Source organism: Neisseria sp. HMSC075C10, from assembly GCF_001815615.1.
GTDB lineage: Bacteria > Pseudomonadota > Gammaproteobacteria > Burkholderiales > Neisseriaceae > Neisseria > Neisseria subflava_A.
This window is the reverse complement of sequence record NZ_KV821262.1, coordinates 144,301-157,311: the sequence shown is the minus strand read 5'-3', so window position 1 is coordinate 157,311 and position 13,011 is coordinate 144,301. Positions and strand designations below refer to the sequence as shown.

Below are 13,011 nucleotides of genomic sequence, written 5' to 3'. Positions count from 1 at the left end.
TGCCGTTTCAACTTTTAACTTCGTTGAAGCTAGCGCTTTCAGACGGCCTCAAAGGTCGTCTGAAAGTGTCAAATTGAACGAAGTTAAAACCTCAAAAAACAAATCATTCCTTCTCCAACACCCAAACCACAAGCAAAAATCCTATGGCGCGTTATCGCAGAAACTTCATTGCCGGCGGCACATTCTTTTTCACCGTCAAACTCGCCGACCCAAAATCGCGCCTGCTTGTCGAACATATCGGCTTCGCGTGCGGCCTATATGGATGTGCAAAAACAATATCCCTTTGAAACCGTCGCCGTATGCGTACTGCCGAACCATATCCACGCCATTTGGACGCTGCCGCCCGACGATACGGATTATTCCCTGCGCTGGCGGCTGATTAAAACCAAATTCTCCGCCCATTTCCCTCATGCTGAAAACCTGTCTGCCAGCAAACAGCGGCGGAACGAACGCGGTATTTGGCAACGGCGTTTTTATGAACACACCGTGCGCGACGAAACGGATTTGCAACGTTGCGCGGACTACATCCATTTCAATCCCGTCAAACATGGATTGTGCGGCAATGTTCGCGATTGGGCGTTTTCGTCATTCCACCGTTATGTTCGGGATGGATGGTTGCCGTTGGATTGGGGCGGAACAAAAGAAACAGCGGTAATGAGTTTTGGAGAGTGAATACTATAAAAAATTACCGATCGCGTGCGTGGCTGCGCCACACCCCCTACCTGCGAGTCACACGGAACTTCAAAATATTAAAGTATCAAGCATTGTTGTTTAATTTAATTAAAATCATACAGCTGAAAGAGTCAGTCTATCTAAATATCCTAAAGGCCGTCTGAAATTTTAGACGGCCTTTGCTTTTGTAAGTAACCTTTTTTCAACGATTACGCCGCTTTACGGTGATAATGTCTGAGCGCGTGTTCTTTACGCCGTCCGCTTGAGAAGGCGGATACGCGTTTCAGGTAGCCGATGACACGGGTGCCGTAGTCGATGTCGTGCGAACCGCAGGCGGAACAGGCAGGCAGGGTGCGTTTGTCGATGTGACCGCATTCGTTGCAGATGGTGATACGTACGTTCACGCAGAAGTAGTTGCAGCCGGTTTGCGCGGCGATGTCCAGCAGCGAGCGGTAGCCGGATTCGGGCAGGGCTTCGTCAAGGTTCAGGTGCAGCGCGGAGCCGCCGTCAAGCCAGTCCACCAGTTCTTTACCGTGCAGCAGGAATTTGTCGAGCGCGTTGATTTCTTCGTCTTCGACGACGTAGAAATAGGAGTTATAGCAGTCGCGGCTGACTTTGTAGCCGTCGGCTTTGTCCCATTTGGCGTTTTTCACGCCGAGGTTTTCGGCAGGGACAAACTCGGTGTTGAACTTCACGCCGTAGTGTTTGCTGGCGGCTTGGTTGGCTTCGAATATGGTTTTCAGACGGCCTTGGACAAAGTTGATGTAATCGTCGTTGTAGCCAACCTTGATGCCTTGCGATTCGGCGGCTTCCGCCATGCCGTTGATGCCGATGGTGAGGAACTGTTTGTCCAACGTAATAAAGCCTGCATCGTAAACGGGCAGCATCCCGGCGGCTTGGTATTCTTCCATCAGTTTGCGGTAGGCGTATTGGTATTTGTGGATTTTGGCGACTTCAGCGGCAAGGTCGCGCCCGTCTTGCTCCAACCGGTTCATGTTGATGGTGATGACGTTGATGGAACCGGTCGCCACGCCGCCCGCGCCGAGGGTGTAGCTGAAAGTGCGGTCTTCAATGGCATTGCGCAGGCGGCAGCAGGAAGCCAACGAGTCAGGGTTGTCGGAAAGATAGACGAAGAAGGAATTGCCTTCCGCCAACTCTTTCGCCATTTCGTCTGCAAACACGGTGTCTTTGCATTTGCCGCCGTTGGTCAGCATCGCAGCGGTTACAACAGGGAAGGTCAAAATGGCTTTGGTGCGCTCTTGGTTAAACCATTTGAGGAAGAAGTTTTGCAACTTCGCCACGCTTGGCCACACTGGTTTGCTGAAATCGGGGAAGACGAAATCGCCGAACATCGCGTCGAAATAGTATTGATCGTAAACGGAAATATTCCAAAACACGCTCTGATAGCCGCGCGCGGCGGCAGGCTGGTTGATGCTATACACCACCTGCTGCATATGGTTGGCGATTTCTTTGGCATGGGTTTCCAAATAATTATCACCGTAGTCTTTGCGGGCGAAGTAGTCGAAATAGGTCAGAAATTCCACCGTCGCCACCGCACCGGCAAACTGCGCACTGATGGCAAACACAAGATTGATAAATGAGCCGCAAAACGATGCCAGATGCTGCGGCGCCTTAGATTCTCCGCCAAGTTTGCTTAAGCCGTCGAGCAGGAAGGGATACAGCGTAACCGACACACAATAAGGCTTGAGGCTGGTTTCGTCGTGCACATAAATCTCATGCGCCTCAATCTGGCGGATGTATTCGTCGGCGACGGATTGGTCGAAAATTTCAGCGATTTTGCGCGACACTTGGGCGCGGTTAATCTGCACGAAAAAGTCTTTCATGATCTCCGCTTCCATCGTAGCGATGTTTTTCTGGGTAACGTTGGCGTTGGCGTCCATTTTCGAGCCGTCCGCCGCGTTTTGCGCGCTGATGTAGTCACGCATGAATTGTAGTTTTCCGTTTAACTGTTCGGGATGCAGCCGAATCATGTTAATTCTCCTGTATGGTTTGGTTGATTTATTAAACAATGACGGTTGGGCCGTCTGAAACATCGCTGTCAGCGAATACAATAAATTCAATTTAAATCAGTGCAATACAGCACCGGGCTAAATTGAAGCCACTGGAAAAACTTTAGGCGCAGGTTTGTCTTTGATAAACAAGCGGTTCAACACTTCGCCCGTGCGCAGATCGATAAACTTCTGATTGGTGGTCGGGCTGTCCAAGCCGCCCAGCTCCATCTGCCAGCGGCCGGTTTTCAGATACGTCAGATAAGTCAGGATGCCATCTGAAACCGCCTCCAACTCCTCACGCTCCAGGCCTGTGTACAAACAGGCTTTCAAACCTTCCTGCGTAACAATAGCCAGCATTTTCTGTAAGGCTTTCGGTTGCCACTCCCCGCCCATAAACAACACGCAGCTAATTAGCCCGCGATAGCGTTTCAGACGGCCTTTTAAATACTCCTCGGTCAATTCCGTGCCGATACCCTCTTTCCATGTATCGGCACTGTGGCAACCTTTGCAACGCAGCGGACAACCTGAAAACAGAAATGCCAGCGACACTTCGCCGGGCACTTCCTGCCAAACAATTTGCTCAACTGTAAATTTCAAGCTACTCATTGCAATACCATAAACACAAGATATGGTGCGAATTAAAACACAAGACTACTAGATATGGTATTTTTATTTAACAATGTATTTTACTCATATAATAGATTTTTATTATTTATCTAATTGTCTATTACTATAAAATAGCAGTTTTAAACAAATAAAAAGGCCGTCTGAACACGATTCAGACAGCCTGTAATTAAAAAAAGAAAAGCAAACTCCGTTATAACAAAGACAGTTTTAACAAATCAAAAAAGGCCGTCTGAAATCATCTTTCAGACGACCTCAATTTCAGGTTTTAGCCCCGATTCGAGCCTTTAACCATATCCATCAAAAACAATCGGCAATCCAAGTTACCATTAAACAGCGGAATTTTACGCTTCGGAGAAAGGCGCATAAATTTCGGCATATCGCGATCGCCGGTAAACATCCCAGCCAGCCAGCCTGCGTAGTGCTGTTTCAACCATGTGCCCAGTTGCGGATAAAGCGCCTGTAAAGCCTGAATTTCGGCAAGGCGCACGCCATAAGGCGGATTGGAAATCATAATGCCGTGTTCGCCGTTCGGTCGCGCGGCCTGCGCATCTTGCACGTCAAAGCGGATGAAATTATACACTTCGGCGGCTTGGGCATTCGCCAATGCGGCACGAATCATATAACGGTCGTTGTCGCTGCCGGAAATGGGCGCGGCTGCCGGTTTGATTTGTTTTTCAGCTTCACGGCGCAGGGCTTGCCATTTTTCTTTGTCGAAGTTTTGCAGTTTTTCAAAACCGAAACGGCGCATCAAACCCGGCGCACGGTGTGTTGCAATCCATGCAGCCTCAATGGCAATCGTGCCGCTGCCGCAAAACGGGTCTTGGAAAGGCTGCGTACCATCGTAACCTGCCAAAAGCAGCAAACCTGCCGCCAAATTTTCCCTCAATGGCGCTTCGCCGGTATCCTGACGATAGCCGCGTTTGAAGAGTGCTTCGCCGGAAGTATCGATAAAGATTTCCACGTTGCGCTCATCGATAAAGGCATGAATGCGGATATCGGGGTTGATTTTGCCCACGCTCGGACGCGCATCATAAATATCGCGGAAGGCATCGCAGACGGCATCTTTGATTTTCAAACCGACAAAATCCAAGCTTTTCACATTGGCGCGCTTGCCTTCAACTTTGACCTTGAAGGTCTGCTCCAGCTTAAACCAACCTGTCCAATGCAGATTTCGTGCCAATTTGTAGATATCGTGTTCATTACGATAACCGCCTTTGGTCAAGCGCAGCAAAACGCGGCTGGCAACGCGCGAATACAGGTTGATACGATACACCTGCTCCATCGTGCCTTTACATGCCACACCGCCGTCAACAGCGCGGATATCCTGACATGCCATGCTTTCAAGTTCCTGCGTCAAAGGCGCTTCCAAACCGCGAGGACAAGTGATAAAAAGTGAATAAACCGTCATATAAAACCTTTCCGGGTAGGGCTATCCGAACCACTCGGATAACAAATAAAAACAATATTATAGCCGAAAAACCAAAAGGCCGTCTGAAACTTCAGACGGCCTTTGAATAAAGCTTGCTTAGTGATCCAAACTATCGGTTTCCACTTTAACCGCTTTATCGGTTTTATCTTCCGGCAAAACCAAGTTCAACAATACCGCCATAATACCGCCTGCGGAAATTGAGTTTTGGAACAATACCGGCAGGTTTTTGAACACTTCCGGCTCAAATGCCACGCCCAAACCCAAACCGACAGAAGTAGCCGCGATAACTGCTTCACGACGGCGAATACCGTGGCTGACCAGAATCCGCACGCCGGCAATCGCAATCAGGCCAAACATCAATACCATCGCGCCACCCAAAACCGGACTCGGAATCGTGGTAAACGCACGGCCGATAACAGGGAACAAACCCAACAATACCAAAATAGCCGCGATATATTTGCCCACATGGCGCGAAGCCACGCCGGTCATTTGAATCACGCCGTTATTTTGCGCAAAAGTAGTCAAAGGCAAAGAGCCCAACGCAGTCGCAATCACAGACACCAAACCATCTGCCAATACGCCGCCGCGTAGACGTTTGGTGTATTCCTCACCCTCAATCGGCTGCTCGGAGACCATTGCTGTCGCCGTCAAATCGCCCACTGCCTCAAATACGCTCAACAAGAAAATCGCACCGGCGACAATAAACGCGTGCCAATCAAATGCGAAACCATATTTAAACGGAACAGGCAGGGTAATCAGCGGCAGGTTTTGCAGGGCGGAAAAATCTACTTTACCCAAAAACAGCGCAACAATATAACCAACAATCAAACCCACCGCGATGCCGCTCATACGCAGCAATGGATTTTTCAAGCAGTTGAAAACCAATACAATCAGCAACACCAGCGATGCCAAACCCAAGTTTTCCATCGAGCCGAACGTACCGTCTGCTTTCGCACCGAAGCCGCCGCCGAAATCGGTAATGCCGACATGTACCAAGCTCAGGCCAATCAGCATGACGACCACACCGCTTACAGTCGGCGTAATCACTTTTTTCAGATAAGGCAAAAGCCAAGCGGAGAAGCACACCAAAAACGCGCCGACAAAGGACACGCCCAAAAGCGTTGAAATCATCGCATCTTCAGTCAAGCCTCCCTCTTTCATGCCGGTACCAAGTGCAATCATCACGGTAACAAAAGAGAAGTTGACCGACTGAATCGACAACATGCCCGAACCGACCGGCCCGAAACGGTTGACCTGCAAATAAGTGCCGACACCGGAAGCCACCATTGCCATCGACACCAAATAAGCCGTCATTTCAACCGGCAGCTCCAACGCCCCGCCGACAATCAGTGCCGGAGTAATCATCGGGACAAAAATCGCCAGAAGGTGCGTAACCGCACTCAACAACGCATTCCCAAACGGCGGCTTATCTTCCAAACCATAAACCAAATCAAGCGGTTCCGCTTGTTTTTCAGTCATTCCGGCCATGTTGAACCTTCTCTCAAGAATCGTTAAAAAATATTAAGATGCGTATTTTAACCAATTTGAAATGTATCAGCAAATTCAAAACCATCAGGCCGTCTGAAAGTTCCGCCCAACCGTTTTCAGACGGCCTTAAACCGCCTTAACACATTTTAATTCTTGACATCATTTTTCCATCTCAAAACAAACAAACCAATGATTTAAAAATGTATTATTCATTAAGATAATGACAAGTCACCATTAAACGGCAAAGCCGCTTAGCGGATATGTTTCACACAAACAACAAAGTAAGCTACAATCCGATGAATAATTCACCCACACCATAAAATTAAAGGTTTCCGTATGTTAAAAGGCAGTCTGGTTGCCCTGATTACTCCGATGAATCAAGACGGCAGCATCAACTACGAACAACTTCATGACTTAATCGACTGGCACATTGAAAACGGCACTGACGGCATCGTCGCAGTCGGCACCACCGGCGAGTCTGCCACCCTGCCTGTCGAAGAACATTTGGCCGTTATTGAAGCCACTGTCAAACACGTCAACAAGCGCGTTCCCGTTATCGCCGGTACAGGCGCCAACAATACTGTAGAAGCCATCGCCCTTTCCAAAGCAGCCGAGCAAGCCGGTGCGGACTACACCTTATCTGTTGTTCCCTACTACAACAAACCTTCGCAAGAAGGCATTTACCAACATTTTAAAGCCATCGCCGAAGCCACTTCGATTCCGATGATTATCTATAATGTTCCCGGCCGTACCGTCGTGAGCATGAGCAACGACACTATTTTGCGTTTGGCCGAGATTCCGAATATCGTCGGCGTGAAAGAAGCCAGCGGCAATATCGGCAACAACATCGAATTGATCAACAGCGTTCCTGAAGGTTTTGCCGTGTTCTCCGGTGACGATCCTACCGGCCTGCCTTTCATGCTGTGTGGCGGTCATGGCGTGGTAACCGTCGCAGCCAACGTTGCACCGAAACTCTTTGCCGATATGTGCCGAGCCGCCCTTGAGGGCGATATTGCGACCGCCCGTCGTCTAAACGAGCAACTTATCCCAATTTATAACACCATGTTCTGCGAGCCCAGCCCGGCCGCGCCCAAATGGGGCCTGAGCTTATTGGGCAAATGCGAACCCCATGTTCGTCTGCCTTTGGTAGCACTGACCGAAGCCGGTCAAGCCAAAGTCCGAGCCGCTCTGGAAAAATCAGGACAAATCTGATCCGGAAATAAGGCCGTCTGAATCCCAAACACCCTTTTCAGACGACCTCCCTGTTAAGAACTCCATCCACAGGAAAACAAGATGACCTATATCAAACCCATCGTAGTAGCCCTCGCCCTGATTAGCATGACTGCCTGTTCCGGCAGCAAAAAAGAACAACCCAAACTCGACTATCAAAGTCAATCACACCGCTTGGTCAAACTGGAAGTACCACCTGATTTGAACAACCCAGACCAAGGCAACCTCTATCAATTACCGGCAGGCAGCGGTGCCGTCCGCGCCAGCGACTTCAACAAACGCCGCACTCAAGCTGTACAACAACCTGCCAATGCAGAAGTCTTGAAATCCGTTAAAGGCGTACGCCTTGAGCGTGACGGCAACCAACGCTGGTTGGTTGTCGATGGCAAATCGCCTCGCGAAATTTGGCCTTTGCTGAAAGTGTTCTGGCAAGAAAACGGTTTCGACATCAAATCTGAAGAACCTGCCATCGGCCAAATGGAAACCGAGTGGGCAGAAAACCGAGCCAAAATCCCTCAAGACAGCCTGCGCCGTCTGTTGGACAAAGTCGGCTTGGGCGGTATCTACTCTACCAGCGAACGCGACAAGTTCATCATCCGCATCGAACAAGGTAAAAACGGTTCGACCGACATCTTCTTCGCCCACAAAGGCATGAAAGAAGTTTATGCCGACCGTAAAAAAGACACTACGATGTGGCAACCGGGTGAAAACGACCCTAACCTCGAAGCCGCATTCCTCGCCCGCTTTATGCAATATTTGGGCGTTGACGGTCAGCAAGCCGAACAGGCTCTGACCCAAAGCGTTGCCGCCCGCAGCAATGCTTCTGAATTGGCGCGTGTGGACAACGGCACTTTGTTGCTGGCAGGTGATTACGGCCGCAACTGGCGCCGTACCGCCCTTGCGCTTGACCGCATCGGCCTGACTGTTATCGGTCAAAATGCCGAACGCCGTGCTTTCTTGGTTCAACAAGCACCAACCGAAGGCGAAGCAGTTGCCAATAAAAAACCGGGCCTGTTCAAACGCGTATTTGGCAAAGGCAAAGCAGAAGCGCCAAAGACTTATCCTGAAATCATTGTTTATGTTGAGCCTATCAACAATGGCGCACGCCTCCATCTGTTGAACAAAGACGGCAGCCCATACAAAGGCAGCGATGCCTCCACATTGCTGAGCCGCCTGCACACAGAATTGCGTTAATCCGTTATTCGACTTAAGGCCGTCTGAAATATTCAGACGGCCTTTTTAACGAATCCAGCATGGTTTCAAATTCCCAATCTGACGTTATAATCAGAACATTTCCCCCCTCCCCCAAGCTGCCATGACCCGACAAAAAGCCTATCTGCTCCTGACCGCCCTGTTTACCCTGATGTTTATCGTACTGATTCTGTTGGGCGCTTATCTTCTGAGCATTCACAGCAAACAATTTGCCGTTGCCGCCTTTCTGTTTGCCTTTGCCGCCGTTTTTGCCCAAATCGGCAGCCTTGCCCTTTACATCCGCCACAAAGCACGCGCACAAATGGCTCGTATGCAGCAAACCGAAAACCATTAAGGAAAAACCATGTTTGAAAAAATCGTCCTTGCCAGTGGCAACGCAGGCAAACTCAAAGAATTTTCCCGCCTCTTCGCCGACTTAAACATCGAAGTCCTGCCACAATCACAGTTCAATACGCCCGAATGTCCCGAGCCGTACCATACCTTTGTTGAAAATGCCCTGGCTAAAGCACGCCATGCCGCCAAATACAGCGGCTTACCGGCACTTGCCGACGATTCCGGCATCTGCACCAACGCCTTAAACGGCGCACCCGGCATTTTCTCCGCCCGTTATGCAGGCGAAAACCCCAAATCCGATGCCGCAAACAACGCCAAACTGTCTGCAGATCTTGCCGATAAAGACGACAAAAGCTGCTACTACGTCTGCGTACTCGTACTCGTCCGCCACGAAAACGACCCGCAGCCCATCATCGCCGAAGGCATCTGGCGCGGCCAATGGCAGGCAGAAGCAGCCGGCAAGAACGGCTTCGGCTACGACCCGCATTTCTATCTGGCCGAACACAGTTGCACCGCCGCCGAGCTTGATCCCGAAATCAAAAACGCCGAAAGCCACCGCGCCCAAGCATTGCGTGAATTGTTAAGAAAAATCGAATCCTTATAGACCAAAGGCCGTCTGAAACCTTCAGACGGCCTACCTCACATTCATTCCCATGCCCAAGCCCACACCTGAAGAATTGGCAGCCTTTGCAAAACACGTTGCTGCCTTCATCCCAACCACACCTGACGAACTTCTTCAACTCATTGACAGTCAAAAAACTGCTACCGTCTTTTTAGGCAAACCAAGCTGTTCATACTGTCGCCGTTTTGTTGCAAAACTGCTTACCGTTTCCTTAAACAAGCAGCTTACCATCCGCTTTACAGACAGCAGCAACAAAGCGGCTTTGAAAGATTTTCGTGAACAACACGGCATCAAAACTGTTCCCGCATTACTCAACATCTCACAAGGCAAAATAAAATTTGTCTGCAATTCCAAATTATCAGAAGAAGAAATTGAAGCTTTTTTGAGCGCTTAGACTGCGCAAATTTCCTACTGATTACTTTCCCGGCCGACATTTCAGTTAAAATAAAGCCCTAAAAATTTCAGACGGCCTCGAGCCTCAACACATATCATGACCCAAATCACCTTCCAACGCCCCGGCCAGCTAACCGCCCTGCCCCCTTTATCACTCTATATCCACATTCCGTGGTGCATCAAAAAATGTCCGTATTGCGACTTCAATTCCCACAGCCTGAAAAACGGCCTGCCGGAAGAAGCCTATATCGATGCCCTATTAACCGACCTGCAGCTTGAGTTGCCGAATATTTGGGGCAGACCGGTGGAAACCATATTCTTCGGCGGCGGTACGCCCAGCCTGTTTCAAGCAGAATCGATTGACCGTTTGTTAAGCGGCGTGCGCTCACTGTTGCGCTTGCAACCCGAAGCGGAAATTACTTTGGAAGCGAACCCCGGCACATTTGAAATTGAGAAGTTTCAAGGATTTAAAGACGCAGGTATTACGCGCCTGTCTATCGGCGTACAAAGTTTTAACGACGATATGCTTGCTCGATTGGGACGCGTTCACAACGGCAAAGAAGCCCTGACAGCCATTGACACTGCCTTGAAATTATTTGAAAAAGTCAATATCGACTTGATGTATGCCCTGCCAAACCAGACGGTTCAGACGGCCTTAAACGATGTGCAAACCGCTATCGCAACAGGCGTATCGCATATCAGCGCATATCATCTGACCATGGAGCCGAACACGCCTTTTGGTCATACGCCGCCAAAAGGTTTGCCGCAAGATGAAGCAGCATTGGATATTGAAGATGCCGTACACGGCGCATTGGAAAACGCAGGCTTTATCCACTACGAAACTTCGGCTTTTGCAAAACCTAGTATGCAGTGTCGCCATAATTTGAACTACTGGCAGTTTGGCGATTACTTGGGCATAGGCGCGGGCGCGCACGGCAAAATTTCCTATCCCGACCGCATTGAGCGCACCGTCCGCCGCCGCCATCCCAACGACTATCTTGCCGCCATGCAGAGCAATCCGCATGAAGCAGTTGAACGCAAAACCGTTGCTGCCGAAGACCTTCCATTTGAATTCATGATGAACGCCCTGCGCCTGACCGACGGCGTACCTGCTGCAACGCTGCAAGAACGTACCGGTGTCCCCACTGCAAAAATTATGGCTCAAATCGAAACCGCCAGACAAAAAGGCCTGCTTGAATCAGACCCGACCGTGTTCCGCCCGACCGAGCAAGGCCGTTTGTTCTTAAACGACTTGTTACAGTGTTTTTTATAAATGCGGTTTTACAACAGCTAAAACATTTTTAGATTTGCTTAATTTACAACAAGAAAATACAATCAGAATAATTGTTGGGGTAGGTGCTCGTGTGGCTGTGAATCATGCTTCAACAAAAGTTGAGACAGCTAATTCATATCATGAACGTAAAGAAACTAAAACCGGCGTAGGTGCAATGGCTGGTATAAGTTACGATGTAACTGTAGCATTGGATGCAGGCTATCGCTATAACCATTGGAGCAAGATCAATAACGTTAAGCTCCATACTCACGAAGTATCTGCCGGTGTACGCGTAAAATTCTAATTTTTAAATACTTGGCATGAAGTAATCATTGCTTCATACATCAAGTAACAAAAGGCCGTCTGAAACCTGTTTCTCAGGATTTCAGACGGCCTTTTAACTTCTTTAAATATATCTAACTTTTTGCTGCTTTTACTTTTGCTGCAAACCATAGCGCGGCAGCCGTACCTGCCATATCGGCAATGCCGTCCGCGATCGAACCTTGGCGCGTAGCAGTCAGAAATGCCTGAGCCAGCTCGCTTCCTACTGCAAACAATAAAGCGGCAAACAGAATGCCTTTATAGGGAATATTCCTATTGTCTTGAATAAATATTTTTGCGCACAGCCATGCCTGACCAAAAAACAGTCCGAAATGGCCGACTTTATCAAAATGGGGGAATGGCGGCGGGCTATTGCCGCCCTCTTTGAAAAGTAAGGCATAAATGGCGGCCACAAACCAGATTAAGGCAGCGACAGTAAATTTGTTTAATGGTACGGCTTTCATTTGTCAGCCTCTTCATCCAGCCATGTTTGGCAAATACCTGCCAAGCGGACAAATTTCCCACCCCGCGCCTCCAAAATATTACGCCATTGTGCCACTTCTTCTGCATCCGGGGCATCTTCAATACTGCATTCGTAAAGGCAAAAGTCTAATGTTTCGCCAACAACGCCGGGGGCTTCGGTCTGCATCAGGCTGGTCAGTTCGTTCATATTTACTGTTTCTTTAATTGGTTTATCGCTAGCCAGACTGCGCCGTCTGTTTTCAGGCCGTCTGAACATGATGTACAAGGTTGCCCGTTTGATTCGGGTACGCTTACTTACTGTGTAAAAAACGCGTTACCTCTTCCCATTCGCCATTTAACACGGCCGGCAATCCTTGCAGGGATTTGGCGATGGAATCATCAATTTGCTGTCTATGTTCCGCCGACGGTTTATTCAACACATAACCAACAACCAGATTACGGTCGCCCGGATGATCAATACCCAAGCGCAGGCGGTAGAAATTAGGCGTACCCAAACGAGCCTGAATGTCTTTGAGACCGTTGTGTCCGCCGTTGCCGCCACCAAGTTTGAATTTGATACGGCCGCATGGAATATCCAGCTCGTCATGAACCACCAAGATTTCCTCCGGCTTGATTTTGTAAAACTGAGCCAAAGCGGCAACTGCCTGACCGGAGCGGTTCATAAAAGTCATGGGTTTGAGCAGCCAAACATCGCCATCAGGCGTAGCAGCGCGCGCTACTTCGCCGTAAAATTTCTTTTCGTCTTTAAAATTGACTTTCCATTTCCACGCCAGTTCGTCCAACAGCCAAAAGCCGACATTGTGGCGCGTTTGTTCGTATTCTTGGCCTGGATTGCCCAAACCGACGATTAATTTAATTTTCAAGCTCATTACTGTTCTTTCAGTTTGACAGGCCGTCTGAAAAGTTTCAGACGGCC

Annotated in this window: 16 protein-coding genes; 8 read left to right on the top strand and 8 right to left on the bottom strand. The window is 49.2% G+C overall.

The window, feature by feature from the left end; translation table 11 throughout:
- Positions 1–83: 83 nt before the first annotated feature.
- Positions 84–236 (bottom strand): hypothetical protein, encoded by a 153-nt coding sequence (locus HMPREF3047_RS11420; protein WP_168165902.1) that lies wholly within the window; start codon positions 234–236, stop codon positions 84–86.
- On the opposite strand from HMPREF3047_RS11420, the gene HMPREF3047_RS06350 reads away from it, so the two are divergent.
- Positions 226–672 (top strand): REP-associated tyrosine transposase, encoded by a 447-nt coding sequence (locus HMPREF3047_RS06350; RefSeq protein ID WP_283122354.1) that lies wholly within the window; start codon positions 226–228, stop codon positions 670–672. The two genes, HMPREF3047_RS11420 and HMPREF3047_RS06350, sit on opposite strands and share 11 nt — an antisense overlap.
- Positions 673–881: 209 nt before the next feature.
- Here the strand turns inward: HMPREF3047_RS06350 and nrdD are convergent, their stop codons facing one another.
- The 4 genes from nrdD to HMPREF3047_RS06330 form a co-directional block, all read right to left on the bottom strand.
- Positions 882–2,726: an anaerobic ribonucleoside-triphosphate reductase gene (gene nrdD, locus HMPREF3047_RS06345; protein ID WP_083315952.1), complete on the bottom strand. Its 1,845-nt coding sequence runs from the start codon at positions 2,724–2,726 to the stop codon at positions 882–884.
- Between the two features lie 54 nt (positions 2,727–2,780).
- The gene (gene nrdG / locus HMPREF3047_RS06340) at positions 2,781–3,290 is read right to left on the bottom strand and encodes an anaerobic ribonucleoside-triphosphate reductase activating protein (RefSeq protein WP_070585463.1); all 510 of its coding nucleotides are present in this window, start codon (positions 3,288–3,290) and stop codon (positions 2,781–2,783) included.
- A 286-nt stretch (positions 3,291–3,576) separates the two neighbouring features.
- Positions 3,577–4,719: a THUMP domain-containing class I SAM-dependent RNA methyltransferase gene (locus tag HMPREF3047_RS06335; protein ID WP_070712694.1), complete on the bottom strand. Its 1,143-nt coding sequence runs from the start codon at positions 4,717–4,719 to the stop codon at positions 3,577–3,579.
- Positions 4,720–4,836: 117 nt separating this feature from the next.
- Positions 4,837–6,228 carry a nucleobase:cation symporter-2 family protein gene (locus HMPREF3047_RS06330; RefSeq protein WP_070712691.1) on the bottom strand — a complete coding sequence of 464 codons (1,392 nt, stop codon included), beginning with the start codon at positions 6,226–6,228 and terminating at the stop codon, positions 4,837–4,839.
- Positions 6,229–6,564: 336 nt separating this feature from the next.
- Between HMPREF3047_RS06330 and dapA the strand changes: the two genes are divergently transcribed.
- The 7 genes from dapA (at position 6,565) to HMPREF3047_RS10980 (ending at position 11,595) form a co-directional block, all read left to right on the top strand.
- Positions 6,565–7,440, top strand: a complete 876-nt coding sequence (gene dapA, locus HMPREF3047_RS06325; RefSeq protein WP_070460828.1) for a 4-hydroxy-tetrahydrodipicolinate synthase — start codon at positions 6,565–6,567, stop codon at positions 7,438–7,440.
- A gap of 81 nt (positions 7,441–7,521) precedes the next feature.
- Positions 7,522–8,652 (top strand): outer membrane protein assembly factor BamC, encoded by a 1,131-nt coding sequence (gene bamC, locus HMPREF3047_RS06320; protein WP_049351545.1) that lies wholly within the window; start codon positions 7,522–7,524, stop codon positions 8,650–8,652.
- A gap of 121 nt (positions 8,653–8,773) precedes the next feature.
- Positions 8,774–9,004 carry an NGO_0222 family membrane protein gene (locus HMPREF3047_RS06315; protein WP_003679018.1) on the top strand — a complete coding sequence of 77 codons (231 nt, stop codon included), beginning with the start codon at positions 8,774–8,776 and terminating at the stop codon, positions 9,002–9,004.
- A gap of 9 nt (positions 9,005–9,013) precedes the next feature.
- Entirely contained in the window at positions 9,014–9,607 is a 594-nt protein-coding gene (rdgB, locus tag HMPREF3047_RS06310; RefSeq protein ID WP_070712689.1) for an RdgB/HAM1 family non-canonical purine NTP pyrophosphatase, read from the top strand.
- 73 nt (positions 9,608–9,680) lie between these two features.
- Complete coding sequence (locus HMPREF3047_RS06305) at positions 9,681–10,019, top strand: thioredoxin family protein (protein WP_283127039.1); 339 nt, start codon at positions 9,681–9,683, stop codon at positions 10,017–10,019.
- Positions 10,020–10,115: 96 nt separating this feature from the next.
- Positions 10,116–11,291, top strand: coding sequence for a radical SAM family heme chaperone HemW (gene hemW / locus HMPREF3047_RS06300; protein WP_070712684.1), 1,176 nt, complete (start codon positions 10,116–10,118; stop codon positions 11,289–11,291).
- Between the two features lie 34 nt (positions 11,292–11,325).
- On the top strand, positions 11,326–11,595 hold the full coding sequence (locus tag HMPREF3047_RS10980; protein ID WP_083315951.1) for an opacity family porin: 270 nt from the start codon (positions 11,326–11,328) through the stop codon (positions 11,593–11,595).
- 112 nt (positions 11,596–11,707) lie between these two features.
- On the opposite strand, the gene HMPREF3047_RS06295 is transcribed toward HMPREF3047_RS10980, so the two are convergent.
- The 3 genes from HMPREF3047_RS06295 to pth form a co-directional block, all read right to left on the bottom strand.
- Positions 11,708–12,076, bottom strand: a complete 369-nt coding sequence (locus tag HMPREF3047_RS06295) for a VanZ family protein (RefSeq protein ID WP_070712681.1) — start codon at positions 12,074–12,076, stop codon at positions 11,708–11,710.
- Positions 12,073–12,282 (bottom strand): dioxygenase, encoded by a 210-nt coding sequence (locus HMPREF3047_RS06290; RefSeq protein ID WP_070712679.1) that lies wholly within the window; start codon positions 12,280–12,282, stop codon positions 12,073–12,075. Before HMPREF3047_RS06290 ends, HMPREF3047_RS06295 begins: the two co-directional genes overlap by 4 nt.
- Before the next feature lie 103 nt (positions 12,283–12,385).
- Positions 12,386–12,964: an aminoacyl-tRNA hydrolase gene (pth, locus tag HMPREF3047_RS06285; RefSeq protein WP_070712676.1), complete on the bottom strand. Its 579-nt coding sequence runs from the start codon at positions 12,962–12,964 to the stop codon at positions 12,386–12,388.
- Positions 12,965–13,011 lie beyond the last annotated feature (47 nt).

Excerpts from the sequence above, each read along its gene's own strand:
- HMPREF3047_RS11420 (WP_168165902.1), bottom strand. The coding sequence starts at position 236 with ATGTTCGACAAGCAGGCGCGATTTTGGGTCGGCGAGTTTGACGGTGAA.
- nrdD (WP_083315952.1), bottom strand. The coding sequence starts at position 2,726 with ATGTTTCAGACGGCCCAACCGTCATTGTTTAATAAATCAACCAAACCA.
- nrdG (WP_070585463.1), bottom strand. The coding sequence starts at position 3,290 with ATGAGTAGCTTGAAATTTACAGTTGAGCAAATTGTTTGGCAGGAAGTG.
- HMPREF3047_RS06335 (WP_070712694.1), bottom strand. The coding sequence starts at position 4,719 with ATGACGGTTTATTCACTTTTTATCACTTGTCCTCGCGGTTTGGAAGCG.
- HMPREF3047_RS06330 (WP_070712691.1), bottom strand. The coding sequence starts at position 6,228 with ATGGCCGGAATGACTGAAAAACAAGCGGAACCGCTTGATTTGGTTTAT.
- dapA (WP_070460828.1), top strand. The coding sequence starts at position 6,565 with ATGTTAAAAGGCAGTCTGGTTGCCCTGATTACTCCGATGAATCAAGAC.
- bamC (WP_049351545.1), top strand. The coding sequence starts at position 7,522 with ATGACCTATATCAAACCCATCGTAGTAGCCCTCGCCCTGATTAGCATG.
- HMPREF3047_RS06315 (WP_003679018.1), top strand. The coding sequence starts at position 8,774 with ATGACCCGACAAAAAGCCTATCTGCTCCTGACCGCCCTGTTTACCCTG.
- rdgB (WP_070712689.1), top strand. The coding sequence starts at position 9,014 with ATGTTTGAAAAAATCGTCCTTGCCAGTGGCAACGCAGGCAAACTCAAA.
- hemW (WP_070712684.1), top strand. The coding sequence starts at position 10,116 with ATGACCCAAATCACCTTCCAACGCCCCGGCCAGCTAACCGCCCTGCCC.
- HMPREF3047_RS06295 (WP_070712681.1), bottom strand. The coding sequence starts at position 12,076 with ATGAAAGCCGTACCATTAAACAAATTTACTGTCGCTGCCTTAATCTGG.
- HMPREF3047_RS06290 (WP_070712679.1), bottom strand. The coding sequence starts at position 12,282 with ATGAACGAACTGACCAGCCTGATGCAGACCGAAGCCCCCGGCGTTGTT.
- pth (WP_070712676.1), bottom strand. The coding sequence starts at position 12,964 with ATGAGCTTGAAAATTAAATTAATCGTCGGTTTGGGCAATCCAGGCCAA.